The organism is Bradyrhizobium sp. MI1.3 (assembly GCF_055811695.1).
This window is the reverse complement of sequence record NZ_JBVVPQ010000003.1, coordinates 60,779-84,239: the sequence shown is the minus strand read 5'-3', so window position 1 is coordinate 84,239 and position 23,461 is coordinate 60,779. Positions and strand designations below refer to the sequence as shown.

General features: G+C 63.5%; 26 protein-coding genes and 2 pseudogenes. 17 read left to right on the top strand and 11 right to left on the bottom strand.

The window, feature by feature from the left end; genetic code table 11:
- The first annotated feature begins 405 nt into the window (after positions 1-405).
- The 7 genes from AC0L3A_RS02755 to AC0L3A_RS02725 all read left to right on the top strand — a co-directional run bounded on the left by AC0L3A_RS02755 (position 406) and on the right by AC0L3A_RS02725 (position 6,587).
- The gene (locus AC0L3A_RS02755; protein WP_354128663.1) at positions 406-1,809 is read left to right on the top strand and encodes a TldD/PmbA family protein; all 1,404 of its coding nucleotides are present in this window, start codon (positions 406-408) and stop codon (positions 1,807-1,809) included.
- Positions 1,796-2,614: an inositol monophosphatase family protein gene (locus AC0L3A_RS02750; RefSeq protein ID WP_007596930.1), complete on the top strand. Its 819-nt coding sequence runs from the start codon at positions 1,796-1,798 to the stop codon at positions 2,612-2,614. Before AC0L3A_RS02755 ends, AC0L3A_RS02750 begins: the two co-directional genes overlap by 14 nt.
- A 60-nt stretch (positions 2,615-2,674) precedes the next feature.
- Positions 2,675-2,917: a DUF4170 domain-containing protein gene (locus AC0L3A_RS02745; protein ID WP_007596929.1), complete on the top strand. Its 243-nt coding sequence runs from the start codon at positions 2,675-2,677 to the stop codon at positions 2,915-2,917.
- A complete protein-coding gene (locus AC0L3A_RS02740) occupies positions 2,914-3,627 on the top strand; it encodes a lysophospholipid acyltransferase family protein (protein ID WP_007596928.1) in 714 nt (237 codons plus the stop codon). The genes AC0L3A_RS02745 and AC0L3A_RS02740 overlap by 4 nt, the downstream gene beginning before the upstream one ends.
- Positions 3,590-4,936 carry a 3-deoxy-D-manno-octulosonic acid transferase gene (locus AC0L3A_RS02735; RefSeq protein WP_088941022.1) on the top strand — a complete coding sequence of 449 codons (1,347 nt, stop codon included), beginning with the start codon at positions 3,590-3,592 and terminating at the stop codon, positions 4,934-4,936. Before AC0L3A_RS02740 ends, AC0L3A_RS02735 begins: the two co-directional genes overlap by 38 nt.
- Positions 4,929-5,945, top strand: a complete 1,017-nt coding sequence (gene lpxK / locus AC0L3A_RS02730; RefSeq protein WP_007596926.1) for a tetraacyldisaccharide 4'-kinase — start codon at positions 4,929-4,931, stop codon at positions 5,943-5,945. The genes AC0L3A_RS02735 and lpxK overlap by 8 nt, the downstream gene beginning before the upstream one ends.
- A 306-nt stretch (positions 5,946-6,251) precedes the next feature.
- Complete coding sequence (locus tag AC0L3A_RS02725; RefSeq protein ID WP_007596925.1) at positions 6,252-6,587, top strand: GYD domain-containing protein; 336 nt, start codon at positions 6,252-6,254, stop codon at positions 6,585-6,587.
- A gap of 374 nt (positions 6,588-6,961) precedes the next feature.
- Here AC0L3A_RS02725 and AC0L3A_RS02720 read toward each other — a convergent pair whose 3' ends face one another.
- The gene (locus AC0L3A_RS02720) at positions 6,962-7,156 is read right to left on the bottom strand and encodes a hypothetical protein (RefSeq protein ID WP_083869876.1); all 195 of its coding nucleotides are present in this window, start codon (positions 7,154-7,156) and stop codon (positions 6,962-6,964) included.
- 497 nt (positions 7,157-7,653) lie between these two features.
- On the opposite strand from AC0L3A_RS02720, the gene AC0L3A_RS02715 reads away from it, so the two are divergent.
- Positions 7,654-7,959: a hypothetical protein gene (locus AC0L3A_RS02715; protein ID WP_007596923.1), complete on the top strand. Its 306-nt coding sequence runs from the start codon at positions 7,654-7,656 to the stop codon at positions 7,957-7,959.
- Between the two features lie 16 nt (positions 7,960-7,975).
- On the opposite strand, the gene AC0L3A_RS02710 is transcribed toward AC0L3A_RS02715, so the two are convergent.
- On the bottom strand, positions 7,976-8,203 hold the full coding sequence (locus tag AC0L3A_RS02710) for a DUF2093 domain-containing protein (protein ID WP_007596922.1): 228 nt from the start codon (positions 8,201-8,203) through the stop codon (positions 7,976-7,978).
- Between the two features lie 175 nt (positions 8,204-8,378).
- Between AC0L3A_RS02710 and AC0L3A_RS02705 the strand changes: the two genes are divergently transcribed.
- Together AC0L3A_RS02705 and AC0L3A_RS02700 are read left to right on the top strand one after the other, a co-directional pair.
- Entirely contained in the window at positions 8,379-9,203 is an 825-nt protein-coding gene (locus tag AC0L3A_RS02705) for a dienelactone hydrolase family protein (protein ID WP_219685584.1), read from the top strand.
- A gap of 244 nt (positions 9,204-9,447) precedes the next feature.
- Positions 9,448-9,612, top strand: a complete 165-nt coding sequence (locus AC0L3A_RS02700; RefSeq protein WP_007596920.1) for a hypothetical protein — start codon at positions 9,448-9,450, stop codon at positions 9,610-9,612.
- A gap of 249 nt (positions 9,613-9,861) precedes the next feature.
- Here AC0L3A_RS02700 and xseA read toward each other — a convergent pair whose 3' ends face one another.
- Positions 9,862-11,484: an exodeoxyribonuclease VII large subunit gene (xseA, locus tag AC0L3A_RS02695; RefSeq protein WP_354128662.1), complete on the bottom strand. Its 1,623-nt coding sequence runs from the start codon at positions 11,482-11,484 to the stop codon at positions 9,862-9,864.
- 137 nt (positions 11,485-11,621) lie between these two features.
- On the opposite strand from xseA, the gene AC0L3A_RS02690 reads away from it, so the two are divergent.
- Genes AC0L3A_RS02690 through AC0L3A_RS02680 form a run of 3 tightly spaced genes read left to right on the top strand, consistent with a single transcriptional unit; the run spans position 11,622 to position 13,482 of the window.
- Positions 11,622-12,632, top strand: a complete 1,011-nt coding sequence (locus AC0L3A_RS02690; RefSeq protein ID WP_007596919.1) for an alpha/beta hydrolase — start codon at positions 11,622-11,624, stop codon at positions 12,630-12,632.
- Positions 12,629-13,183: a hypothetical protein gene (locus AC0L3A_RS02685; protein ID WP_007596918.1), complete on the top strand. Its 555-nt coding sequence runs from the start codon at positions 12,629-12,631 to the stop codon at positions 13,181-13,183. The genes AC0L3A_RS02690 and AC0L3A_RS02685 overlap by 4 nt, the downstream gene beginning before the upstream one ends.
- Positions 13,183-13,482: a winged helix-turn-helix domain-containing protein gene (locus tag AC0L3A_RS02680; protein ID WP_007596917.1), complete on the top strand. Its 300-nt coding sequence runs from the start codon at positions 13,183-13,185 to the stop codon at positions 13,480-13,482. The genes AC0L3A_RS02685 and AC0L3A_RS02680 overlap by 1 nt, the downstream gene beginning before the upstream one ends.
- A 112-nt stretch (positions 13,483-13,594) precedes the next feature.
- Here the strand turns inward: AC0L3A_RS02680 and AC0L3A_RS02675 are convergent, their stop codons facing one another.
- Together AC0L3A_RS02675 and AC0L3A_RS02670 are read right to left on the bottom strand one after the other, a co-directional pair.
- A complete protein-coding gene (locus tag AC0L3A_RS02675; RefSeq protein WP_007596916.1) occupies positions 13,595-14,119 on the bottom strand; it encodes a hypothetical protein in 525 nt (174 codons plus the stop codon).
- A 15-nt stretch (positions 14,120-14,134) separates the two neighbouring features.
- On the bottom strand, positions 14,135-14,488 hold the full coding sequence (locus tag AC0L3A_RS02670; RefSeq protein ID WP_354128661.1) for a hypothetical protein: 354 nt from the start codon (positions 14,486-14,488) through the stop codon (positions 14,135-14,137).
- Positions 14,489-14,666: 178 nt separating this feature from the next.
- On the opposite strand from AC0L3A_RS02670, the gene AC0L3A_RS02665 reads away from it, so the two are divergent.
- Positions 14,667-15,581, top strand: a complete 915-nt coding sequence (locus AC0L3A_RS02665) for a LysR substrate-binding domain-containing protein (RefSeq protein ID WP_007596914.1) — start codon at positions 14,667-14,669, stop codon at positions 15,579-15,581.
- 34 nt (positions 15,582-15,615) lie between these two features.
- On the opposite strand, the gene AC0L3A_RS02660 is transcribed toward AC0L3A_RS02665, so the two are convergent.
- Complete coding sequence (locus AC0L3A_RS02660; protein ID WP_219685589.1) at positions 15,616-16,602, bottom strand: crotonase/enoyl-CoA hydratase family protein; 987 nt, start codon at positions 16,600-16,602, stop codon at positions 15,616-15,618.
- Between the two features lie 174 nt (positions 16,603-16,776).
- On the opposite strand from AC0L3A_RS02660, the pseudogene AC0L3A_RS02655 reads away from it, so the two are divergent.
- Positions 16,777-16,989, top strand: a pseudogene (locus AC0L3A_RS02655) (transcriptional regulator); the annotation flags it as partial.
- Between the two features lie 145 nt (positions 16,990-17,134).
- Here the strand turns inward: AC0L3A_RS02655 and AC0L3A_RS02650 are convergent.
- From AC0L3A_RS02650 to AC0L3A_RS02635, 4 genes and pseudogenes are all read right to left on the bottom strand, one after another.
- The gene (locus AC0L3A_RS02650) at positions 17,135-17,947 is read right to left on the bottom strand and encodes a Crp/Fnr family transcriptional regulator (protein ID WP_219685638.1); all 813 of its coding nucleotides are present in this window, start codon (positions 17,945-17,947) and stop codon (positions 17,135-17,137) included.
- Positions 17,948-18,282: 335 nt separating this feature from the next.
- Positions 18,283-18,837, bottom strand: a pseudogene (locus tag AC0L3A_RS02645) (REP-associated tyrosine transposase).
- Positions 18,838-18,888: 51 nt separating this feature from the next.
- On the bottom strand, positions 18,889-19,707 hold the full coding sequence (locus tag AC0L3A_RS02640; protein WP_473253554.1) for a hypothetical protein: 819 nt from the start codon (positions 19,705-19,707) through the stop codon (positions 18,889-18,891).
- Positions 19,708-19,981: 274 nt separating this feature from the next.
- Positions 19,982-20,320: a hypothetical protein gene (locus AC0L3A_RS02635; RefSeq protein WP_473253553.1), complete on the bottom strand. Its 339-nt coding sequence runs from the start codon at positions 20,318-20,320 to the stop codon at positions 19,982-19,984.
- Between the two features lie 277 nt (positions 20,321-20,597).
- Between AC0L3A_RS02635 and purD the strand changes: the two genes are divergently transcribed.
- Both purD and AC0L3A_RS02625 read left to right on the top strand, forming a co-directional pair.
- Positions 20,598-21,881, top strand: coding sequence for a phosphoribosylamine--glycine ligase (purD, locus tag AC0L3A_RS02630; RefSeq protein WP_473253552.1), 1,284 nt, complete (start codon positions 20,598-20,600; stop codon positions 21,879-21,881).
- 169 nt (positions 21,882-22,050) lie between these two features.
- Positions 22,051-22,956 carry an alpha/beta fold hydrolase gene (locus AC0L3A_RS02625; RefSeq protein ID WP_473253551.1) on the top strand — a complete coding sequence of 302 codons (906 nt, stop codon included), beginning with the start codon at positions 22,051-22,053 and terminating at the stop codon, positions 22,954-22,956.
- Here AC0L3A_RS02625 and AC0L3A_RS02620 read toward each other — a convergent pair.
- Positions 22,953-23,411, bottom strand: coding sequence for a nucleoside deaminase (locus AC0L3A_RS02620; protein ID WP_007596901.1), 459 nt, complete (start codon positions 23,409-23,411; stop codon positions 22,953-22,955). The two genes, AC0L3A_RS02625 and AC0L3A_RS02620, sit on opposite strands and share 4 nt — an antisense overlap.
- Positions 23,412-23,461: the final 50 nt, after the last annotated feature.

Sequence of the window (23,461 nt, the reverse complement as noted above, 5' to 3'; positions counted from 1 at the left end):
TCCCCTCTCCCCCCCCCCCGCCGGCGGGGGGCCCCGCCCCCCCCCCCCCGGGCGGCGCGGGGCGGGCGCGCCCCCCCCCCCCCCCCCCCCCCCCCCCCCCCCGGCGGGAGTGATCCCGCTTGTTGCTGTTTGACGCCTCACGGCTTTAGTTCTCCCCGCCAGGATTATGTTCCCGGTCGATGCGAGGACCTTAGCGCGGGCCTTTCCGAAACCGCTTAAAAAGGCTGGTTAATCCAACCTCACCGCCGCGCATGATTGACAAGACCTTGGCGCGCATGATTGACGAGACGTTGCGCGCAAGGTGCGAATCTGAGCTTTTGGTGGGTTGAAAATGCTTGAAGTCCGCGCGATCAGGGCACATCTGTGGGTTCCGGTCCCGCAGCCCGCCCCAACAGGATTTCGTTTGTGAACCCTTCACCAAGCTCGACGCTTTCACCCAAGAATTCGTCCACAGCCAGCCGCGACCTGTTCGACCAGTCTGCGCTCTCCGATCTCGCGCAGCGGCTGGTGGAGGCTGCCAGGCGCGCCGGCGCGGATGCGGCCGATGCGGTCGCCGTGCGTGGCGTCTCGCAAGGCGTCGAGGTCCGCGACGGCCGGGTCGAGGAATCCGAGCGTTCCGAGGGCGATGATGTCGGCTTGCGCGTGCTGGTCGGCCGGCGCCAGGCGGTGGTCTCCACCAACGACGCCAGCGGCGATGCCGTGACCAAGCTTGCCGAGCGAGCGGTTGCGATGGCGCGTGTTGCGCCCGACGACAAATATGTCGGCCTTGCCGATCCCGCATTGCTCGCGCGCGACTTTCCCGATCTCGATCTGCTCGACCCTGACGTGCCCGCCACCTCGGAACTCGAGCGCCGCGCGCTCGAAGCCGAGGCTGCGGCGCTCGGAGTGAAGGGCGTGACCAAATCCGGCGGCGCCTCGGCCTCTGCCGGAATGGGCGGCATGGTGCTCGTCACCAGCACCGGCTTCCACGGCTCTTACCTGCGTTCCAGCCAGGGCATCTCCGCCACCGCCATTGTCGGCGACGGCACCGGCATGGAGCGGGACTACGATTTCACCTCGGCGCCGCATGGTGCCGATCTGCTGTCGCCCGAGATCGTCGGCCGTTCCGCGGGCGAGCGCACTGTGGCGCGCGCCAATCCGCGCAAGGTCGAGACCTGCAAAGTGCCTGTGGTGTTCGATCCGCGCGTCGCGGGCTCGCTGGTCGGTCACGTCGTCGGCGCCATCAACGGCGCTTCGATTGCGCGCAAGACCAGCTTCCTGAAGGACAAGCTCGGCCAGCAGCTGTTCGCCAAGAACATCCGCATCATCGACGATCCCCTGCGCAAACGCGGCCTGCGCTCGCAGACGTTCGACGCTGAAGGTGTCGCCGTGAAGAAGATCGCGCTGATCGACGAAGGCGTGCTGACGACCTGGCTGCTCGATTGCGCCACCGCGCGTGAGCTCGGTCTCACCACCACCGGCCATGCCCATCGCGGCGTCTCCTCCTCGCCGTCGCCCGGGCCGTATAATCTGCATCTTGAACCCGGCACGCCGACGCCGGCCGAACTGATCTCCGACATCAAGCAGGGTTTCTACGTCACCGATTTGATCGGCTCGGGCGTCAACGGCGTGACTGGCGACTACAGCCGCGGCGCCTCCGGCTTCTGGATCGAGAACGGCGAACTCACTTATCCCGTGAGCGAGGTGACGATCGCCGGCCATCTGTTCGAGATCTTCAAGTCGATGCAGCCGGCGAACAATCTCGAGTTCCGCTACGGCGTCAATGCGCCGACGGTGCGCATCGAGGGTTTGACGCTTGGCGGACGTTGACGCGAACGCAACAGGCGAAGCCATCCTGACGCGCGACGCGGCGCTGCTGCAAGACACGGTGCGGGAGGCGGGCGCACTCGCGCAGTCGATGTTCCGCACCGAGCTGAAGAAGTGGACCAAGGGCGCGTCCTCGCCGGTCTCGGAAGCCGACATCGCCGTCAACGATCTCCTGGAAGCGCGCCTGCGCGCGGCGACGCCCGACTATGGCTGGCTGTCGGAGGAGAGCGCCGACGATGAGGTGCGGCTGTCGCGGCGGATGACCTGGATCGTCGATCCCATCGACGGCACCCGCAACTACCTCAACGGCCACGACGAATGGTGCGTCAGCGTCGCGCTGGTTGAGGACGCCTCGCCGGTGCTGGCCGCGGTGTTCGCGCCGACCAGCGATGAGTTCTTCTTCGCCGCCCGCGGCCAGGGCACGATCCTCAACGATGTGCCGGTGCGGGCGACGGCTGGGTCCGAGCTCGACTTCTCGCGTGTCGCGGGTCCGAAGCCCCTGGTCGAGCGCCTGAAGCCGTCACTGGGCGAGATCAAGCTGCATCCGCGAATCGGTTCGCTCGCGCTGCGGCTGTGCCGGGTCTCCCATGGCGCGCTGGATGCGGCTTTTGCGGGCGGCAACAGTCATGATTGGGACCTTGCGGCGGCGGATTTGATCGTGCAGGAAGCCGATGGTAGGATGAGCGATCTCTCCGGAGATCCCATCCTCTATAACCGCCGGCAAGTCACGCATGGGGTGCTGGTGGCAGCGGGTCGCGATCGTCATGCGAACATTGTCTCGCATTTTCGAAACCGCCCCTTGCCGTGAAGCGCTTTCTCGTGCTTGTCGAACACTGCTTTGCCGGGCAGCCCGTTAGGAACAGAACCGATGCCAGATAGTGCCCCGCAACAACTGCTCCACCTCGTCGTCGGCGGCGAGCTCGTCGATCTCGAGCACAACACCTTCAAGAACCTCGACGACGTCGAGATCGTCGGCCTCTATCCGAACTATGCGACCGCGCACGCCGCCTGGCGCGCCAAGGCGCAGAGCACGGTCGACAACGCGCAGATGCGCTATTTCATCGTCCATCTCCATCGGCTGCTCGACCCGAATCAAGAACCGGCGCGTTGAAAAAGCTGCTTCGCAATACGCTGAGGAGCAGCTTCGTTCAGCGTGCCGTCGGAATCCTGGCGGCGGAATATCTGCGTCTGGTCTGGCGGACGAACAAATTCACGTTCGATCCGCCGGACGTCTATGACCGCGTCGAGCCGCAGATCCCGGCGATCTTCGCGTTTTGGCACGGCCAGCATTTCCTCACCCCCTTCATCAAGAACAAGGACTGGTACAAGGCCAGGGTCCTGATCTCCCGTCACCGCGACGGCGAGTTCAACGCGATTGCCGCCGAGCGGCTTGGCATCGGCACCATCCGCGGGTCCGGAGACCATGGCGGCGCGTTTCACCGCAAAGGCGGGGTCGGTGCCTTCAAGGAAATGGTGCGGACGCTCCAGGACGGTTGTAATGTCGCGCTGACCGCCGACGTCCCCAAGCGCTCGCGCGTGGCCGGGCTCGGCATCATCATGCTGGCACGGGAATCGGGGCGGCCGATCATGCCTTTTGCGATGGCGACCAGCCGCTTCATCCGGCTCAAGAACTGGGACCGCACCACCATCAACCTGCCGTTCGGGCGGGGCGCGTTGGTCGGCATCAAGGAAATCCACGTTCCGCCGGATGCGAACGCCGCCACCATGGAAGCGCTGCGGCTCGAGCTGGAGGAGACCTTGAACGAGGCGACCCGCCAAGCCTATGCGCAACTCGGCCGGCCGGGACCTGCAGATGCCTAAATCGCTGCCCGGCTCGCTGCCGTTGACGCTGCGGATGTACCGGCGCCTGGCGCGTGGCCTGGTGCCGCTCGCGCCTGTGCTGATCAAGCGGCGCCTGAAGCAGGGCAAGGAAGATCCCGCGCGGGTCAGCGAACGGCGGGGCCTGTCCCGGGACGTGCGGCCGCACGGTCCGCTGGTCTGGATTCACGGCGCCAGCGTCGGCGAGGTCCTCGCCGCGGCGGCGCTGATCGAGCGCTTGCGCGATCTGAACCTGCGCATTCTGCTCACCTCGGGCACTGTCACGTCGGCTGCTATTGTGGCAAAGCGTTTTCCGCCCGACGTGATCCATCAATACGTGCCGTATGATTCCCCGCGTTATGTCGCGCGCTTCCTCGACCATTGGAAGCCGTCGCTGGCGCTGTTCATCGAATCCGATCTGTGGCCGAACCTGATCCTGGCCGGCGCCGCGCGCCGCGTGCCGATGGTGCTGATCAACGGGCGGATGTCGCCGCGCTCGTTCCCGCGCTGGCGCCGGATGCAAGGCACCATCTCGGCGCTGCTGTCGCGGTTCGACATTTGTCTGGCGCAGTCGAAGACCGATGCCGAGCGCTTCTCGACGCTCGGCGGCCGCGACGTCGTCACCACGGGCAATCTCAAGCTCGACGTGCCGGCGCCCCCGGCCGATCCCGCCAAGCTCGAACGGCTGATGGCGATGACGCGCGGGCGTCCGATCATCGTCGCGGCCTCGACCCATCCGGGCGAGGAGGAGATGCTGGTGGCGGCGCATCGCAGCCTCACCGGTTTCTTCCCGCAGCTCCTGACCGTGATCGTGCCGCGCCATCCGGATCGCGGCTCCTCGATCACAGGCCTGATCACGGCCTCCGGCCTGAAGCCGGCCCTGCGCTCGCGCGACGAGCTGCCGACCGCGACCACCGACGTTTATGTCGCCGACACCATGGGCGAGCTCGGCCTGTTCTATCGCCTCTCGGACATCGTGTTCATGGGCGGATCGCTGATCCATCATGGCGGCCAGAATCCGATCGAAGCGATCAAGCTCGGCGCGGCCATCGTCCATGGTCCACACGTCTTCAATTTCGCCGATGTCTACGAGGCGCTCGATCACAGCGGCGGCGCGCGCCAAGCCGACACGCAGGAACTACTGATCAAGCAGCTCGGCCAGCTGCTCGCCGATCCTGCCGTGCGAAAGAACGTCCAGCAGTCGGGCGCCGGCGTGGTCGAGGATCTCGGCGGCGCGCTCAACCGCACCATGACCGCGCTCGAGCCTTATCTCTTGCAGTTGCGGATCGAGATGGGGGCCGCCAATGCGTGAGCCGGCCTTCTGGTACCGGCCACGTTCCCTCGAATCGTACGCATTGGGGCCGCTGGGTGCGCTCTACGGCGCGATCACGGAACGGCGGATGCTGCGCGAGGGCGTCGACGCCGGCATCCCCGTGATCTGCGTCGGCAACTACCATGTCGGCGGCGCCGGCAAGACGCCGACCGTGCTGGCGCTGACGAAGCTCTTGCGCGAGCTCGGCGAGACGCCGGTGGTGCTCAGCCGCGGCTATGGCGGCAGCCTCAAGGGCCCGGTGATGGTCGACAGCATGCGTCACACCGCGTCCGACGTCGGCGACGAGCCGCTGATGATGGCGCGCGACGTCCCTGTCACGGTCGCGCGCGACCGTCTCGACGGCGTCGTGCTGGCGAAGTCGCAAGGCGCCACCGTGATTTTGATGGACGACGGTTTCCAGAACCCGCGTCTTCTCAAGGACACCTCGCTGATCGTGATCGACAGCGAGCGCGGCCTCGGCAATGGCAAGGTGTTTCCGGCCGGTCCCCTGCGTGCGCCGCTGAAGGCGCAGCTTGCGCGCACCGACGCGCTGGTCCTGATCGGCGGCGGCCGCGCCGCCGACGCTGTCGCCGCCGAGCTTGCCAGGCGCAACAAGCCGGAGCTGCGCGCGCGGCTGAAACCCGACGCCGGGTCGGTCGCAAGACTGTTGGGCAAGCCGGTGTTCGCGTTCGCCGGCATCGGCGATCCCGAACGGTTCTTCCGCAGCTTGCGCACTGGCGGTATCGAAGTCGCACGCACGCGCGCCTTCGCCGATCATCACATGTTTTCGAACGACGAGATCGCAACTCTCGCCGCGGAGGCGCAGCGCGAGCAGCAAACACTGGTGACGACGGAAAAGGATCTCGCGCGTCTGCACGGCCGCGAAGGCGTGCCGGACGGCATCGTGCCGTTCGCCGTCCAGCTCGAGTTCGACGACCCGGCTACGCTCCGGCAACTGATCAGCGATCATCTCTACAAGGCGCGCGAGCGAAGATTCGGCAGGCGATAATGTCGGACGGCGGGCGAACCGCGCTCGTTGTGGACGCACGGTGTGACGAAAAGCATTTCATGCGCGGGTGCGATATGTGGCAACCGAGGTGACATGTCGCGGCTGACGAATTCTCTTCCGCACGTTCGGGAGTTGATGTAGCGTTTCATGAGAGCCGTCACCGGGACGTGCCGAACTCCCGGAAATCATCGACGGCGTTTATGCCCACGGCGGGCAGTACCTTCATCATTTCAGATGCAGCGGCCGTAACGACGAGTTCGGAACGGCAGGGAAAGTCATTGCCAAAAACCCAGAGGAGAACATGCCATGCATTTTTGCCTCACCGGACAATACACACCACGCGCTCTCAATGCCATTTTGGAGAACCCCAAGACCGATCGTCAGGAGGCGGCAAGAAAACTTATCGAAGCGGCCGGCGGAAAGCTGATTTCGATGTTCAGCGTTGCGGCCGACGGCCCAGGCGTTTTGGTGATTTTCGATGTGCCTGATCCGGGTGCGGCTCCGGCCATTTCCGGCCTGACCGTCACGGCGGGCACCCTGCAGAACGTGAAACTGACGCGGCTGTTCACGCAGGACGAGATCAAGCAGGTCCGCCAGAACGCGGCGAAGCTGCGCTCTTCGTATACCCCGCCCGGAAGCTGACATCCGGATCTGAAGCGAAGCCGCCGCAGTCCGAAACGGCGGCAACGCTCACCTCACAGCAGGAATAATGTTTGCAAGCCGAGGCGAAGGCCTTCCAGCCTCCGTTGACGAACCATGCTGTACGCTGCGTGCTGCGTCCGCGCCGTCGTCCGACCGGACGTGCTTGCCAGCGACCTCGGCAACGGCCTGCGATTGCGGTTCAGCAGTCAATCATGCTCACCACGCCCCAACGGCCATCAATCCGATAATGGTCAGGCACGAGGCGCAGGCTACCATGGCGGTATAGTACTCGGGTGTATTCATTGCTGCCTCCCAAACTGTTGCCAACTGCTTGGTCACTGCTACGCGGGAGAGATCGCCGGTCTCGGGCCGCTTCAATTCGGCGCGCGGCGACCGGTCTTGCGCTGTGTGTCCGTCCTCTCATCGTCACCCTGATCCGGATGATGATGCGCTTCGAGAGCTTCAAAGCGTTCAGCTGCGATCAGAAGCTGTTTCCGCATTTCAGCGAGGCGGGCGCGGCAATATTCACGATAGAGCAGGTCTAGTATGGTGGGCATGATCACCCCCATCGTTGATTTTCGATTTACAAATAATCCACCGCGAATTTTCGAGGTGATCGTAGCCCGACAGATGGCTCTTCGATATGAGCCCGTTCACAGACTGCGCCAATTCCAGAGCTCAGTGGCCGTTTGGTTGACTTGATTGTCTGTGCGATAAAAAGAGCAGGGCCAATTACCTAAGATGAAGCATAGCGGCGCTTTGTTTCACCAAGACTTCGTCAAACAACCTAAGAGCGCCAATCGCAACAAAGAATCCAACCACAACGCGAAATGGCTAACCACGGAGTGCAAGCACTCTTCGATGCAACGCGGATCGGCATAACGGAAATCGTCTCGGCTGTGCGAGCAGCATTTCTGGTGCGTGCGAACATGCCTCGTGAAAAAGCTGCACCGCTCGTGCTGTGCCGGCAGGGCAGCTGCGCTTTGCCCATCCGACACAGCAGCCTGCCATTCACGCGTCGTTCATCGCAAAACTCCTAACCGTTTCATACGACCAGGAGAGTTCGATGAAGTTGCCGTTCGCCGCCGTTGCCGCCAGCCTTGTGTGTCTGATCATTGCGCCGGTGTTTGCACAAACGACTCCGCCGGCTCCTCAAACCACCACCGTGCCGGTGCCCGCGACCAAGCGCGTCACCTGCCTCGCGACAACTCAGAACCTGAAGGGACAGGACAAGCGCGACCAGATGCAGCTCTGCATGGCGCAGGCGCGGCTGGATTGCCTCAAGCAGGCGATCGATCAGAAGATCGTCGGCGAGCCCAGGAAGAGTTTCATCAAAACCTGCGTGGGCACGGATGGCGCGGAGCAGCAATAGACGCGCGCCCGCGGCCTCAGGCTTGCGGCTTGGGCGCGCCCGGGTAATGTCGCTCGAGCACGGCGGCGGGTGTGGCGTAGGCTTCCTGCAGGTCCACGCTCCAGTATTTCAACTCGTCGAGCGGGATGCGCGTATCGGTGATCGCGCAGCGCACGAAAGTCCCCGGCGAGATCACGCGGAAATCGCCGTCGAGATATTGCACCTGCGCTTCGCCATGGCCCGAGGGGCCGAACTTGTTCAGCACGGTCGAAAGTCTCCGTGGAAGGCCGCTCCGGGGTCACCTTGGAGGGCACGATGTGTTGGACGGGATGTAGCATAAATAGGGTGGCTTGTCCGCCCGGTAAACCCACCGGTTTGTGATGTTTTGGCGCCGTTTCCGCGTGATAGTGCTTGAGCGAAGGATCCAACGGCAAAGTTCGATGCGCCTTCCGTTCACCGCCCTGTTCCTGACGTTCCTGATCTCGGCCGCGCACGCGTCGCCGGCGCCGCAGCCGGTCGAGATTCCGCTGGCGTCCGGCGTGCTGCATGCGCAGCTCTACAAGCCCGAGGGCGCGGGGCCGTTTCCGACCGTGATCGCGCTTCATGGCTGCGGCGGGCTCGGTGGCCATTCCGATTCCGTGCTGCCGCGCTATCGCGACTGGGCCGAGCGGCTGCTCAAGTCCGGTAACGCCGTCCTGCTCCCTGACAGCTACGGCTCGCGTGAGCTCGGGCCGCAATGCCGCGTCAAGGACATCCACGTCAAGGCGCGGCGCGAACGCGTCACCGACATCGCGGCGTCGCGCGCCTGGTTGATGCGGCAGAGTTGGGTTGCGCGCGACCGCGTCAGCCTGATGGGGTGGGCGAATGGCGCCAGCGCGCTGCTTTGGGCCGTGCGTCCGCAGAGCCTGGCGCGCGATGTGGGCCCGGATTTCCGCGCCGCGATCGCGTTCTATCCGGACTGCAGGATTTCCGCAGGCCTCGGCTGGAGCACACGGGTGCCGACGCTGGTGCTGATCGGCGGCAATGACGACGTCTCGTCGCCGCCGGCCTGCCGCCAGATGGTCGATGGCGCGCATGGCCGCAGCGCGCTCGCGCGCATCGTGGTCTATCCCGGCGCCTATCACGACTTCGACCGCGCCAACACGCCGCTGCACGCAGCTGCCGGCAGCACCGACGCCGCCACGCCCGAGCACGGCCATCTCGGCACCGATGCGGCAGCGCGCGCGGAATCGCAGAAGGAAGTTGCGGAGTGGCTGGCGCGGTGACGGCAGTGCCGTAGCCCGGATGAGCGTAGCGATATCCGGGTAGGTCCGTCCCGCATATCGCTGCGCTCGTGCGGGCTACATGTGCCGAGCGGGGCCGCCCTTGGGAACAACAGCGGACAGCCCCGCATCGACCACCGCCCTGCACGGAAAATGGCCGACCGTGACTCTACGGATCCCGCGCCGTGTGGGTTTCAGCCCGTGCCGACGCCATCATTCGACCACGATGTCGATTAAACGCAGTCCCATGCGCAACCGCTTCGTCCTGTTCTCCTCCGCCCTGATCGTTTTCACCGTCGCGGTCTTCCTGTTCGAAGCCCATCTGTTCGAAGCCCATGCCGGCGCGCCACAACTCGCGCCGGAACATTGCGGTTTCTGGACCACGATCGACGCGGGCTTGTCCTGCCGCTGAGACGCGCAGTCTTGTAGCCCGGATGAGCGTAGCGATATCCGGGGCCGCTGGTCCCGGATGTCGCTACGCTCATGCGGGCTACGACAGCGATTTCGTGGCACGCGTCCCACACACTCACTGTCATCGCCCGGCTTGACCGGGCGATCCAGTACGCCGAGACGCCTGTGATTGATCGAGAAGCCGCGGCGTACTGGATTCCCCGCTTTCGCGGGGAATGACGCCGAGGGTGACGCGATGCCGTCGCTCCAGCTAAAACAAATTCCCCTGATCCACCGGCTTGCCCACGCGCTTTGGCGCTGGCTTCGCCTCCTGCGCCGCCGCCTTGGCTTGCGCCGGCGCGCGTTTTGCCGTCGGTGCTGCACGATCCGCATCCGCGGTCGCACCCACGCGTCCATCCGCAAACTCGATCTCGACTCTTGCACCAGGCCCGATCGTGTCCGCCGAATGCAGGGGATGGCCGGCCTCGTCGCGCACCAGCGCAAAGCCGCGCGCGAGCACGCCGCGATAAGACAGCGCGGAGAGCAGCTTGCCGCTGTTCTCGACGCGGGCGTCGAGCCGCTGCAACAGCGTCACCAGCGCGCGGCCCGCGCGCTCGGCCAGGCGATGCGTGCGTTCGCGCTGGCGCGCAATCGCGTTGCGCTGCGCCTGCGCATTGGAGAGCTTCGAGGCGCGCAAGCGCACCTCCAGCCCGGCGAAGCGGTCGCGCCGCCGCCGCAGCAGCGAGCGCGTGGACAGTCCGAGTCGCTCGCCGCACACCGTGAGGCGATGATCGGCCTGCGCGATCTGGCCATGCAGCACCCGCAGCGTCAGCTTGGCGCCTGCGGCGGTGAACCTGCGGAAATGCGCGTGCGTATTGGCCTTGAGGCAGCGGGGCAGGGACGCACCTGCCGAATCCAGCCGCTGCCGCGGGATCGCCAGCAAATCGCCTGCCGCCGGCAGCGCGCGCGCGGCCGCACGCAGCTCGCTGCGACGGCTCTCCTGGCCGCGTTGCCAGCAGGACCGGGTGCGTCGCCCGAGATCGCCGACCTCGACAAAGAGATCGCTGCGCACCGGCACGGCCATCTCGGCCGCCGCCGTCGGCGTCGGCGCGCGCTTGTCGGCGACGAAATCGATCAGCGTGATGTCGGTCTCATGCCCCACCGCCGAGATCAGCGGGATCATGCTCTCGGCCGCGGCACGGACCACGATCTCTTCGTTGAACGACCACAGATCCTCCAGTGAGCCGCCGCCGCGCGCGACGATCAGCACGTCCGGGCGCGGAATCTTGTCGCCCTCCGGCAGCGCATTGAAGCCGCGGATCGCGGCCGCGACCTGCTCGGCCGAGCCTTCGCCCTGAACTTTCACCGGCCACACCAGCACGTGGCGGGGAAAGCGGTCCTCCAGCCGATGCAGGATGTCGCGGATCACGGCGCCGGTCGGCGACGTCACCACGCCGATCACCTCCGGCAGCCACGGCAGAAGCTGTTTGCGCGCCTCGTCGAACAGGCCTTCGGCGGCGAGCTTCCGCTTGCGCTCCTCCATCAGCGCCATCAGCGCGCCGATGCCGGCCGGCTCCAGCGCCTCGATCACGATCTGGTATTTCGAGGAGCCCGGATAGGTCGTGAGCTTGCCGGTGGCGATGACCTCGAGCCCCTCCTGGGGCTTGAAGCGCATGCGGCCGTGCACGCCCTTCCAGATCACCGCCTCGATCTTGGCGCTCTCGTCCTTGAGCGCGAAATAGCAATGGCCGGAGGAATGCGCGCCGCGGAAGCCGGAGATCTCGCCGCGGACCCGGACATGGCCGTAGGTGTCCTCAACCGTCCGTTTCAGGGACTGCGAGAGCTCGGAAACGGTGAATTCGGGTGTGTTGAGCAGGGGTTCCGCTGAAGGCATCGGCAAACGATTCGGCATTTGGGGATCAGACCCGACGTTAAGGATTTTTGCGGCGCCGCGCCAATCCGGGGATTGACCAAGAGAGTACTCTGTCATATAGAGTTCTCTATAGTTGATCGGTTTGAGGGGAGTGGATCATGGCAGTTCGATTGCTGCGCGGCGTGTTGAACGGAATGAAATGGGCCCTCTGTGCGGTCGGCGCCGTGGCGCTGATCCTGGCCGCGATGATCGCAACCCCGCTGACGCGGCCGCCCGAGATGCGATCGGTCTCCGACTCCTCCAAGGGCATCGATTGGTCCACCCTCCCGCCCCTAGAGCGCTTCCAGGCCCGCGACGGCACCTGGATCGGTTTCCGCCACTACGCTGCCAACGGCCCCGCGACCGGCCGCGGCGCGATCTTCATCCATGGCTCGTCCGGCTCCAGCGGCACCGTCAATCATGCCCTGACCCATGCCATCGCCTCGCGCGGAGTGGAGACCTGGGCGCTCGACATCCGCGGCCATGGCGGCTCCGGCACGCGCGGCGACATCGGCTATGTCGGCCAGCTCGAAGACGACCTCGTCGATTTCGTCGCCGAGGTGCGCAAGGCCGCGCCGGAGCTGCCGCTCACCTTGATCGGCCATTCCGCCGGCGCCGGCTTCTCGCTGCGCATCGCCGCGACGCCGATCATGCAGGACATGTTCGTGCGCACCGTGCTGCTCGCGCCCTATCTCGGCTATGACGCCCCGACCAATAAGCCGCATGCCGGCGGCTGGGCCAATGTCGACCTGCCGCGCTTCTTCGCGCTCGCCACGCTGCGCAAGCTCGGCATCGACTGCTGTTCGCAGCTTCCGGTGCTCGCGCTCGCCGTGCCCGCGACTTCGGCAAAGTACCTCGTCTCCACCTATTCCGATCGCCTGACGCGCAATTTCGCGACGCGCGGCTATCGCATCGATCTTCCGGCGACGACACGTCCGGTCACGATCTTCGGCGGCGCCGAGGACGAGATGATGATCTCGGACAAATATGCGGAAGTCGTGCAGGCCATCAAACCGTCGGTCGATGTCAAGATCATCGACGGCATCAACCATATGGGCATCGTCACCAACCCGAAGGCGATTTCGGTCATCGCCGACGATGTGGCGACGCGCGGGGCAAGGCAGTCATGATCGACAGCAAGGAAGCGTCCGCGGCGCTGGCCGATATCGACGACATCGTCCAGCGCGTGAAGCAATCGCAGCTCTATGAGCTGGCGAGCTTTGCTGCCGTCTGGTGGGGCCTCTTGGTGTTCGCGGCCAATCTCGTGACCTGGCTTTGGCCGGTCTATGCGGTCTACGCCTGGGTCGCCGCGGACACTTTGGGCGCCGGCGGTCTGGTGGCGCTGCGCATTTTCAATCCGCCGCATCACTCCCATGGCGCCGCTTTCAACGTCAGACTGCTTCTGGTGTTCGTGCTGTTCTTCGCCTTCGGTTATCTGTGCACCAACGTGATCGGTCACTTCGGCCCGCGCCAGCTCGGCACGTTCTGGCCGCTCTACTTCATGCTGTTCTATACGCTGGCCGGTCTCTGGTTCGGCTATGCCTTCATGGCGATCGGTGTCGGCATCTCCGCGCTGACGCTGATCGGCTACTTCTACATCGGCGAGGCGTTCCCGCTCTGGATGGCCTTCGTCAATGGCGGAGGCCTGATCCTCGGCGGCCTCTGGATGCGGCGGATCTGATGGCCGAGCTCGACGACATCATCCACCAGCCGTTGCGGCTGAAGATCATGGCGGCACTGAACGCGCTGCCGGCCGCGACAGGATTGGAGTTTTCCCGGCTGAAGAAGCTCACCGGCGCGACCGACGGCAATCTCGGCGCGCATATCGAGACGCTGGCCAAGGCGGGCTACGTATCGGTGGAAAAAGCCTTCGTCGGCAAGAAGCCGCAGACCACGGTCATCGCCACCGCGGCAGGCCGCGGCGCGTTCGCGCGGCATGTCGCGACGTTGCAGGAGATCATTGCGGGGAAGCAGGTCTGATCTTCCAATAGGTCTGATCTTCCGAAGCTGGCGCGCTCGTTGTTCGCTTGCCACCAGGCCCACATCGCTATGCTGCGCATACGTCACCGGGTTGTACGGGATGCGAAGAGACTTAGTTGCGAGCCGGCGCCGGAGTCGACGAGTATTCTTCCGCTGGTCCGACCTTAAACAGAAGCAGAAAGATCAGAACGTGACTGACAAGTAGCAAGGGGACGTAAAGTGCGGGCACGTAAATCCCTGCGCCCATCAGACCGGGATCTCTGAGTTGTGTCACTCCCATGTAGTATGCGTTCAGGAGGTCGATCGTGCCCCAGACATTGAAGACCCAAACAGCTGGAATGGCGATCGACCAGCGCCGGGAGAGTGCCGCCATCGAGCCAAGGGCCAAGGCCGCGGCGATGAAATCGCCCCATCCGACCTGACGGGCGAAATCCGGATTCAATTCCGGCGACACAAATCCAGTCACCAGGAAATTCATCCCAAAGAATCTGAAGGCATGAAAGGCCGCAATCAATCGCAAAGCCTCAAATCGCGGCAGGCTACGCAGCCATGGCCAGACATAGATGTAACCGATCGCTGAACTTGTCAGGAAGGCGCCGACGACGCTCAGAACAAATGGCAGGTTGATGGCGGGCATTTCTCTGCCTCCTCGCTATTGCGGGCGTTCCGGGCTGGCCAGAAGCAACCGAAGGGGCAGCAACGGACCGACCGCGATGTACTCGTGATCGACGAGGCCTTGCCGGGCCAGCGGCAGATCATCCATGATCGCGTGCGCTTCCGCCACATCCCTGGTGTCGAGCAAGAAGACAGCACCGCGGCCATCGGCACGCGAGAACCATTCCCGGATTTTCCCGCCGACGTAGAGCTGCACGGTCTGTCGGACTTCGGCCGGCATTACAGCCATGACCTGTTCGCGTGTGACGTTGCTCTTGGCCGTCAGGATAACCATCACCCCAGTTGTTACGGGCGATAGGTTTTGTGTTTGGGCAATGGATGCTTCAGTCATGGCAAGGGCTCCTATGAGGATGAAGGTGAGGGCGGCGTTCCGGACTTGCGTCATCGTTTTCAGGCTCCGACTCTGGCGCGATAGGCAACCAAGTCACCCGCCGGCGTGGCGTCTCGCTCTGCAACTGAACTTAAGAAAGCTTTCGTCGGTCCACTATCCGCTATAAAGTGGACAAGCCATGAAGCAGAACTTCACAATGAAGCAGGGCACGATCGATGGTGTGGAGGCATTCCTCAGCGTTGCCCGGCACCGCAGCTTTCGAAAGGCGGCCGCAGAGCTGGGCATCACCCCATCGGCGATGAGCCAGGCGGTGCGCGCGCTCGAGGCGCGCATGGGCGTTGCCCTGTTCGTTCGCACAACGCGCAGTGTCGGCCTCACTCAAGCTGGCGAGCAATTCCTGTCCCGCGCCAGACCAGCCTTTGAAGAGCTCATCGCGGCCGGAGCTGCCGTGCGCGAACTCGGGCAACGTCCCGTCGGGCTTTTGCGGCTCGCCGTTCCCAGAGCGGTCGTTCCGCTGATCCTGCAGCCGGTCATCCTCTCGTTCTGCAAGGCTTATCCCGAGATCGAAGTGGAGATCGCTGCCAGCGAGGAGCGAGTAGATCTCGCCGCCGGAGGATTTGACGCCGGCATCCGGATGGGTCAGTTCATCGACGCCGACATGATTGTGGTCAGGCTTTCCCAGCCCTTCCCGTTCGTCGTTGTCGGGAGTCCCGATTATCTGCGCGCACGGACACGACCGAAGCTTATCGACGACCTGCGTGGCCATGCCTGCCTGCGTCTGCGCCGGCCGAACGGATCAGTCGTGCCGTGGTCGTTTCTCGACGGCAACAGAACGATCGAGGCAGTCGTCTCGGGTCCGCTTGTCGCGCACGATTATCCGACGCTGATCGAAGCGGCAGTGGAGGGTCTGGGACTTGCGCAGGTGCCTGGCCCACCTGTTAAGGCTCATATCTCGGAGGGCCGATTGCAGGCGGTGTTGACGCGCTTTGGCACGACAACGCCCGGCCTTTTTCTCTATTATCCGAGCAAGCGCCAAATCTTGCCGAAACTGCGAGCTTTCATTGACCATCACGCCAAGTCTCGGCGTCGTTGACGCCTGCACTCACTGGGCCGCCCCGGTGTGGCGGTCAGCGCCCGCGGAAGGCGGGAGCACGCTTTTCCCCAAGCGCCCGGAAATATTCCTGGTGGTCGTCGCTCTGAGCCAATCGAGCCAGTTCAGGAAACAGCGCCGCGTACGCGGCTTCCTGACCTTCGCTCAGCGCGCGATGGGCCGACGCGATTGTCGCTCGAATTCCAAGCGGAGCCGCGGCCGATATCCTGCGAGCGACTGCGATCGCCCGATCAAGTTGCTTTCCGGGCGGCGTCACGTATTGAACCAATCCCATTCGGTAGGCCTCATCGGCGCTCCATTCGTCGCCTGTCAGCATGTAGCGCATCGCATTTGCCCAACCCGCTTCCCGGACGAACGTGATCGGTGCACCCCCAGCAGGGAAGTGTCCGCGGGTGACCTCTGGTTGGGCGAACACGGTATCGCTCGCTGCAACGCGGACATCTGCCGCCAGGAAAAGCTCATGGCCTGCACCCTGGCATTTGCCCTGGACGGCGACGACGAGTGGCTTCTGCCTGCGAGGAGGTATCGTGCCGACGGGATTGATGAACTCAGACATTTCCGGGAACTTGCCCGTGCGCAAGACTGGCGCCCAACTGTCAGGATCGAGCACACCGCCCACGAAGTCGGAGCCTTGGGAGTAGAGGACTGCGACGCGCAGCGCGTCATCGTGGTCGAGCATATACATCAGGCGACCCAAGCCAATGACGCTTGATAGGTCGACACGGTCGGTCTCCTGCCGAATGCCGATCAGCAGAATTGAGCCGTCCACGCGTTCCACTCTGACATTGCTTGGCATTGTGCCCGAACCCGTTGGAGCAGAGGCAACCGGGGATTGGACCTGCGCAGAACTCGGGCCCCCAAGCAGAACCGTGGCGCCTGCACTTGCAGCTAGAAACGCTCGACGATGTAATCCGCCCGCGTTCTGCTCAGAAAGCCGTCGAGAAGGCGGCGAATAAACTTCTTTCTGGTGGAGTTCATCGCGCTTTGCGGGGATGTCGTTCATCTCAGTGTCTCCTGTGAGAGCTTTGAAATTGCTGAGGAGAGATAGGACGCATGCTCGATAGGGGCTATCCAAGATAAAACTCACAGGGTGTGAAGGAGAACTTCACAGTCAAATGATATGGCGAGCGACATTCATTCCTACGATGTCAAGCCATGAGATGACTCGCCTCGCCCCGAATTCGCGCGGCTGAAGAAGCTCACCGGCGCCACCGACGGCAATCTCGGCGCGCATATCGAGACGCTGGCCAAGGAGGGCTACGTTTCGGTGGAAAAAGCCTTCGTCGGCAAGAAGCCGCAGACGACCGTCACCGCCACCGCCGCCGGCCGCGTCGCTTTCGCGCGGCATGTTGCGACATTGCAGGAGATCATCGCGGGGAAGCAGAGCTAGGACGTGTGCTCATAAACGTCGGCTTACTAACGCAAAGCGGAAGTCTCCCACCACGGGCGTGATCGACGGCTTGTGACCCGTTGCGGATCTGCGCCGACTGCTACCTAATGGCAGCTTCTGACCGAAGGCGGTCATCGCATAGTCTCTACTTCTCCGCCCGCGAAACGGCTCTGGATTCACCCCTCGCTCCGCCGGACGAGACGATGGCGCTTTCCCGGAACGGCGCACGGGTAGGTTGGGGCGCCGACAATTCCTGGCAATACATCCGATCGATCTTGCGCTGCATAAGCGCATAGCAGTCGCATGCGACCCTCTCGAGCCGCGCCCGATCGATCTCAACAAATCCGCGCCGGTCGGAGGGGACGGCTCCGGCCTCGCGTAGCTTGCTCATCGTCAGAGTCACTGTCGTCCGCCGCACCCCAAGCAATTGCGCAAGCGCCTCCTGCGTCACCGGGAGGAGGTCATCGGGAACGCGGTCGTGAAGCTGCAGAAGCCACCGCGCCATGCGGCCATCCACCCGGTGCAGCGCGTTGCAAGCGGCTACGTGCTGGAGTTGCAATAACACCGCGCGGGCGTGGAGCTGAACGACATTCCTGATGGCCGCGCTTTGCGCATAGGCATCCCGAAATTTGGCGGCGGAAATCAATGATGCTGTGCCCGCCATGCGTGCAATCGCGGTCACGGATGAAAGCGATGGGCCGAGTACGGAAAAAGAGGCCAAAGCGCCTTCCCGTCCCATCAAGGTGGTTGCGACCGTTTGCCCGTCCGGCATATCGAGCATGAAGGCGATTGCGCCGCTATGGGGAAAGTAGACCGGGTCCATCTCATCGCCCGAGCGCACCAAAACGGCATCTGGCCCAAAGGAGACCTTCCGGAAGTGGGGCGTGAGCAAGCCGAGATCCGCCGGCGGCAGAGCCGCCAAAAGCCGATTCCCGATGCCGGTACGGTAGAGGGTCACGATGCTTTCTCTTGTGAAAGAGCATCCATTGAACGTCGGTATCCATCTCTTTCATTCACTATGATTATCCGAATACGAGTTGCGCGAAACGCAACTATCCAAACAGAGCCATTGGTCGAGATCAAGCACGGACATTTGCGGAGACACTGCCGCCGTCTCGCCGCGCAAGCAGGATCTTGCATACATCATACTATTCACGCCCGTTGGGCGACTCGGCGAGCGGGACCTGCGGGATGATCGAGCGATGATGGTTCCGGAAGCGCCCGCTCCTGGCTTCCTAGCTGACGTCTTCAGCTCGTAGGATGGGTTGAGCCCTTGCGAAACCCATCGCTTCTCTATCCCCGTTCTCCGAAATCGCGGCCGTCATCCGACTGATCGCCGGCCCAATCGGCCGGGTAATTGCCGAGCTTTATGCGGCGATGAAACGAGGAGGGCGCCCAGTCATGGACTCTGTCGACGAGCCCGTGCTTGACCGGATTGATATGAACATAGTCTACATGCCGCGCGACATCGGCTTCGTCGCGAATGGTATGCTCCCAATATCTGCGTTGCCAGATGCCCCGTTCACCTCTAGCCGCGCGGCTTGGGCATATCCTCTCGTTGCGCGCCAGACCGCGCGAAAAGGTGGATTTGATCAACTGCCAGCGCATTGCAAAAATCGGCATCACCTTCTGGCAACGTCCACACCGTGTGAAGGTGATCGGGCAGCACCACGATGGCATCGATCGTGAATGGATGGCGTCGGTGCGTTTCACGAAACGCCGTGCGCAACAACCCGATGTGATCCGTCAGCAACGCTAGCTTCCGCGCGTCAGGTTGACGGTAAAGAAGAAACACCCACCCGGAACGAAGTTGCGGCGGTACGAGGACGGGACGTTACCACGAAACAAGTGCGATGGGTTTCGCAAGGGCTCAACCCATTCTACGGGCTCTCCTGCGACTCAGCCTAGGGACGGCACCTTAGGAAGTTGCTGAGCGAGCATTGTACCGAAGTTCGCGCACGCAAACGCGATGTCATCGAAATCCTTTGCGGAAATCTTCAGAGGCTCGCCCAATCGAAAAACAAGATCGCGAGTCTCCATCCGCATCTGAATTACCGTATCTTTCTCCGCATAAAAGTTCTTACAGACCTCAATCTCTGCGCCGTTTTGCTCGACGAAAATCTTTGCTCTGGGGACGCTGATCTTGAGAACGCCGGTCGCGTCAACGTCCCGGCGTCCGACGACCCCATCGCGATGCTCCAAACAATTTCGCGCGGATTGTAGTGAGCCGTAGGCCTCCGCAAACGGTACCGGCTTTTCGAGCCCGCGATTTACTTGCTCCATCAGGTTCGGAAAGTTCATTGCCTCCGCTTTGGCCCGATAGGGAGCGAGAATCTCACCCAGCGTCGCGCTTGTCGGAGCTCGAATTTTTCCCTCTCTCAACAGCGCGATGAAGAAATATGCCTCCTCTAGCGATCCCCTGACGCCGCGCATCAGATCTTGGAACGCCTTAATCAAAACCCAGCGCTCATGAACCCCACGTCGTTCTTCGGCAGATAGCTCCGGCCCTTTGATGTCAAATCGGAAGAATTCATCGCCCGGAGCAGGAGGTGGTTGAGAAAGATCAGTTTTGGACAGCGCTTCGAAATAGAGATCAATGACCTCTCGGCAAATCACGGCTGCCCGATGAGCAGGTGCTGCGACGCCGTCCGGATGCAGGGTCACATTGATGGTGCCAGCAGTGGCGTCACCTTGGGCCTGTTCCGTCAATTCGGACATCGCGCTATTCTTGGTTGGATCGTTCTTCAAAACCACCGCCCGGTAGCTGACAGGTGAACAGTTTTGTATCCGTCCCGCAAACCGGCTAGCTTCTTTTCAAATGTCATCTTCTTCGAAATCCAATGATGGGATTCGAAACATTGCCTTTTTACCGCGTCGCGCGTCTTCTCGGCCGTCACGACGTCGGTAAAAGCTTGCCGGAAGGCAACGTTGGCATCTGCCGCTGACATTTCGCCGCGATTGAGCCGATTGAAAATCGAGCCGGGTCGTCGGCCTAGCCGGTGTACTTGATCTCGCCGAACGCAACGAAGGCCCTCACGGGCTCCGCCTCGACCGCGGAAAGAGCCTGCCGCAGTGCATCTGGCGTGTAGCTATCTGTTGCCGGATCAGTCACCAGCACGTGCTCATTCGCAGGCGTGAGCGCCAATGCAGCGTTGACCTTGGCAAGCCGGTAGGCGCCTCGCCAAAGCCAACTGATTGCCTGTGCAAGATGCAGGCGCTGCCAGCCATCGGGGTTATCCGCGACCTTGGCAAGTACAGCCTTGATCGCGGTGGCCGCTTCAGTTTTCTCGGCGGCGCGCTGCGCGAGGTGCTGAGCTTGATCGACTGGCATTGCTGTCCCTAAATAGATCAGAACCGTTTGGACTTCCAGAGTGCGCTCTGGGGTTTATCAAAGAGGGACACACGGTGGAACAGCCGCCCGGCCCGCCTCCTTATAAGCGCGAGGGAATTTTCGGACCGCTCAGCTGAATTCTGCCTCAAGGGGAGAAGAGAAGACAGCGCTTCGCCGCGCCCCGGAATCACGGGGAGTTCGGGCCCTTTCCCCCTTGAGCCCCACCCCGATTCATGCGACCTCCGCCCCCAGCAAAACCCTCATTTCTGAGCCTCTTATGCACATTCTCCTGCTCGGTTCCGGCGGCCGCGAACATGCGCTGGCGTGGAAGATCGCGGCCTCTCCCCTGGTGACCAAATTCTGGTGCGCGCCGGGCAATGCCGGGATCGCGCGCGAGGCGGAATGCGTGGCGCTCGATGTTGCCGACCATGCCGCCGTGATCGACTTCTGCAAGGCGAATGCGGTCGAGCTCGTGGTGGTCGGCCCGGAGACGCCGCTGGCGGCCGGGATCGTCGATGACCTCACCGCCGCCGGCATCAAGGCGTTCGGGCCGGACAGGATCCCCGCCCAGCTCGAAAGCTCGAAGGGCTTCACCAAGGCGCTGTGCACCGAGTTCGGCATTCCGACCGGCGCCTACAAGCGATTCACTAACGCCGCCGATGCGCGTGCCTACGTCCAGAGCCAGGGCGCGCCGATCGTGGTCAAGGCCGACGGTCTGGCCGCCGGCAAGGGCGTCGTCGTCGCCAAGTCGGTGCGCGAGGCGGAGGACGCCATCGCCATGATGTTCGAGGGCGGCTTTGGCGAGGCCGGCGCCGAGGTCGTGATCGAGGAGTTTCTGCCGGGCCGCGAGATCAGCTTCTTCGCGCTGTGCGACGGCGAGACCGCCATTCCGCTGGCGTCCGCGCAGGACCACAAGCGCGTGTTCGACCACGACGTCGGTCCGAACACCGGCGGCATGGGCGCCTATTCGCCGACGCCGCTGGTCACGCCGGCGATCCATGACGCGATCATGGCCAAGATCATCCTGCCGACGGTATCAGGCATGAAGCAGCGCGGCACGCCGTTTCGCGGCATCCTCTACGCCGGCATCATGCTGACGACGCAAGGGCCAAAACTGTTCGAGTTCAACGTGCGCTTCGGCGATCCCGAGTGCCAGGTGCTGATGCTCAGGATGATGTCGGACATCGTGCCGGCCTTCCTCGCCGCCTGCGACGGGCAGCTGAAGAACTTTGACCTCCGCTGGCATCCGGAGGCCGCGCTCACGGTGGTGATGGCGGCGAAGGGCTATCCCGGCGACTATCAGAAAGGCACGCGGATCGAGGGGCTCGACGACGCCGCCAAGGTCGAGACCGCCGAGATCTTCCACGCCGGCACGGTCGAGAAGGACGGCGCCATCCTCGCCAATGGCGGCCGCGTGCTCAATGTCTGCGCGCTCGGCAAGACCGTGACGGAAGCGCAGGCCCGCGCCTATCAAGCCGTCGACCGCATCAACTGGCCGGAAGGCTTCTGCCGCCGCGACATCGGCTGGCAGGCGGTGGACGCCGAGAAGTCCAAGGGCTGACAGGCTTTTTTCGCACGCGCGCGCAATTTCCGCCCGCGCCGTCGGCACTCCGAAATTGTGTAGGCGGCTGTTGGACTTAGCTACTGTGCATGGGGTTGTTTTTCGACTTTTTTGTTTTGGGGCATTCTCAAGACCGAACAGCCCACGCTGACAGATAAGGATGCAGAAGATGTCCGATCTCGCCGACCTCTATCCCGGCTTCGCCTCCGAATGGATCAACACCTCCCTCGGCCGCATCTTCGCCCGCGTCGGCGGCAAGGGACCGCCGCTGTTGCTGCTGCACGGCTTCTCCGAGACCCACGTGATGTGGCACCGCGTCGCGCCGCAGCTGGCCGACCAGTTCACGCTGATCATCGCCGATCTACCCGGCTATGGCTGGTCCGACATGCCCGAGAGCGATGCGCTGCACATGCCCTACAGCAAGCGCGCGATGGCCAAGGCCATGGTCGAGGCGATGGAGCGCCTCGGCCACGTGCACTTCGCACTCGCCGGCCACGATCGCGGCGGCCGCGTCTCCTATCGCCTTGCGCTCGATCATCCCGGCCGGCTGTCGAAGCTTGCGGTGCTCGATATCCTGCCGACCTATAATTACTGGGAGCGGATGAACCGCGCCTACGCGCTGAAGATCTATCACTGGACTTTTCTGGCGCAGCCCGCGCCGTTGCCGGAGACGCTGATTGCGAGCAATGGCGAGTTCTTCCTGCGCTTCAAGATGGCAAGCCAGACCAGGTCGAAGACGCTGGAGGCCATCGACGCGCGCGCGCTCGAACACTACATCGCGCCGTTCCGCGATCCCGCCCGCGTCCACGCGATGTGCGAGGATTATCGCGCCGGCGCCTATTTCGACTACGATCTCGACAAGGCCGATTTCGAGGCCGGCAAGAAGATCACCATTCCCATGCTGGCGCTGTGGGGCAATGCCGGCGTGGCGCAAGCCGCCGCCACCCCGCTCGACATCTGGAAGCAATGGGCGACCAACGTGGAAGGCCAGCCCGTGGACTCCGGGCACTTCCTCACCGAGGAGAACCCCGACGTCACCGCAAAGGCGCTGCGCGAGTTCTTTGCCGCGCCTTAGCGCCGCTCCCGAAAGAAGTCCTTGAGCAGCCGCGCCGCTTCGCTTTCGCCGACCCCGGAATAGACATCGGGGACGTGATGGCAGGTCGGCGAGGTGAAGAACCGCACGCCTGATTCAACCGCGCCGCCCTTGGGGTCGGCGGCGCCGTAATACAGGCGCCTCACCCTTGCAAACGAGATCGCGCCCGCACACATGGTGCAGGGCTCCAGCGTCACGTAGAGGTCGCAGTCGACCAGGCGCTCGCTGCCGATCTTTTTGGCCGCCTCGCGCAGCGCAACGATCTCGGCATGCGCCGTGGGGTCGTAGTCGGTCAGCGTCCGGTTCGCCGCGGTGGCGATGACCTCGTAATTGCGGACCACGACGCATCCGATCGGAACTTCGCCCGCCTTTCCGGCGTTTTCGGCCGTTTTGAGCGCCAAATCCATGAAAGAGGGGGCTTTCAAGCCTCGTATCATCGCCAGAAACCTGCTAGTAGCTGCGCCTTCAGCAGAAGTGCTTACGATTT

Bases quoted from the DNA above. Each gene is read 5' to 3' on its own strand.
- AC0L3A_RS02745 (WP_007596929.1), top strand. From the start codon at position 2,675: ATGCCAGATAGTGCCCCGCAACAACTGCTCCACCTCGTCGTCGGCGGC.
- AC0L3A_RS02735 (WP_088941022.1), top strand. From the start codon at position 3,590: ATGCGCAACTCGGCCGGCCGGGACCTGCAGATGCCTAAATCGCTGCCC.
- lpxK (WP_007596926.1), top strand. From the start codon at position 4,929: ATGCGTGAGCCGGCCTTCTGGTACCGGCCACGTTCCCTCGAATCGTAC.
- AC0L3A_RS02725 (WP_007596925.1), top strand. From the start codon at position 6,252: ATGCATTTTTGCCTCACCGGACAATACACACCACGCGCTCTCAATGCC.
- AC0L3A_RS02720 (WP_083869876.1), bottom strand. From the start codon at position 7,156: ATGGGGGTGATCATGCCCACCATACTAGACCTGCTCTATCGTGAATAT.
- AC0L3A_RS02715 (WP_007596923.1), top strand. From the start codon at position 7,654: ATGAAGTTGCCGTTCGCCGCCGTTGCCGCCAGCCTTGTGTGTCTGATC.
- AC0L3A_RS02705 (WP_219685584.1), top strand. From the start codon at position 8,379: ATGCGCCTTCCGTTCACCGCCCTGTTCCTGACGTTCCTGATCTCGGCC.
- AC0L3A_RS02700 (WP_007596920.1), top strand. From the start codon at position 9,448: ATGCGCAACCGCTTCGTCCTGTTCTCCTCCGCCCTGATCGTTTTCACC.
- xseA (WP_354128662.1), bottom strand. From the start codon at position 11,484: ATGCCTTCAGCGGAACCCCTGCTCAACACACCCGAATTCACCGTTTCC.
- AC0L3A_RS02690 (WP_007596919.1), top strand. From the start codon at position 11,622: ATGGCAGTTCGATTGCTGCGCGGCGTGTTGAACGGAATGAAATGGGCC.
- AC0L3A_RS02685 (WP_007596918.1), top strand. From the start codon at position 12,629: ATGATCGACAGCAAGGAAGCGTCCGCGGCGCTGGCCGATATCGACGAC.
- AC0L3A_RS02680 (WP_007596917.1), top strand. From the start codon at position 13,183: ATGGCCGAGCTCGACGACATCATCCACCAGCCGTTGCGGCTGAAGATC.
- AC0L3A_RS02675 (WP_007596916.1), bottom strand. From the start codon at position 14,119: ATGCCCGCCATCAACCTGCCATTTGTTCTGAGCGTCGTCGGCGCCTTC.
- AC0L3A_RS02670 (WP_354128661.1), bottom strand. From the start codon at position 14,488: ATGACTGAAGCATCCATTGCCCAAACACAAAACCTATCGCCCGTAACA.
- AC0L3A_RS02665 (WP_007596914.1), top strand. From the start codon at position 14,667: ATGAAGCAGAACTTCACAATGAAGCAGGGCACGATCGATGGTGTGGAG.
- AC0L3A_RS02660 (WP_219685589.1), bottom strand. From the start codon at position 16,602: ATGAACGACATCCCCGCAAAGCGCGATGAACTCCACCAGAAAGAAGTT.
- AC0L3A_RS02640 (WP_473253554.1), bottom strand. From the start codon at position 19,707: ATGTCCGAATTGACGGAACAGGCCCAAGGTGACGCCACTGCTGGCACC.
- AC0L3A_RS02635 (WP_473253553.1), bottom strand. From the start codon at position 20,320: ATGCCAGTCGATCAAGCTCAGCACCTCGCGCAGCGCGCCGCCGAGAAA.
- purD (WP_473253552.1), top strand. From the start codon at position 20,598: ATGCACATTCTCCTGCTCGGTTCCGGCGGCCGCGAACATGCGCTGGCG.
- AC0L3A_RS02625 (WP_473253551.1), top strand. From the start codon at position 22,051: ATGTCCGATCTCGCCGACCTCTATCCCGGCTTCGCCTCCGAATGGATC.
- AC0L3A_RS02620 (WP_007596901.1), bottom strand. From the start codon at position 23,411: ATGATACGAGGCTTGAAAGCCCCCTCTTTCATGGATTTGGCGCTCAAA.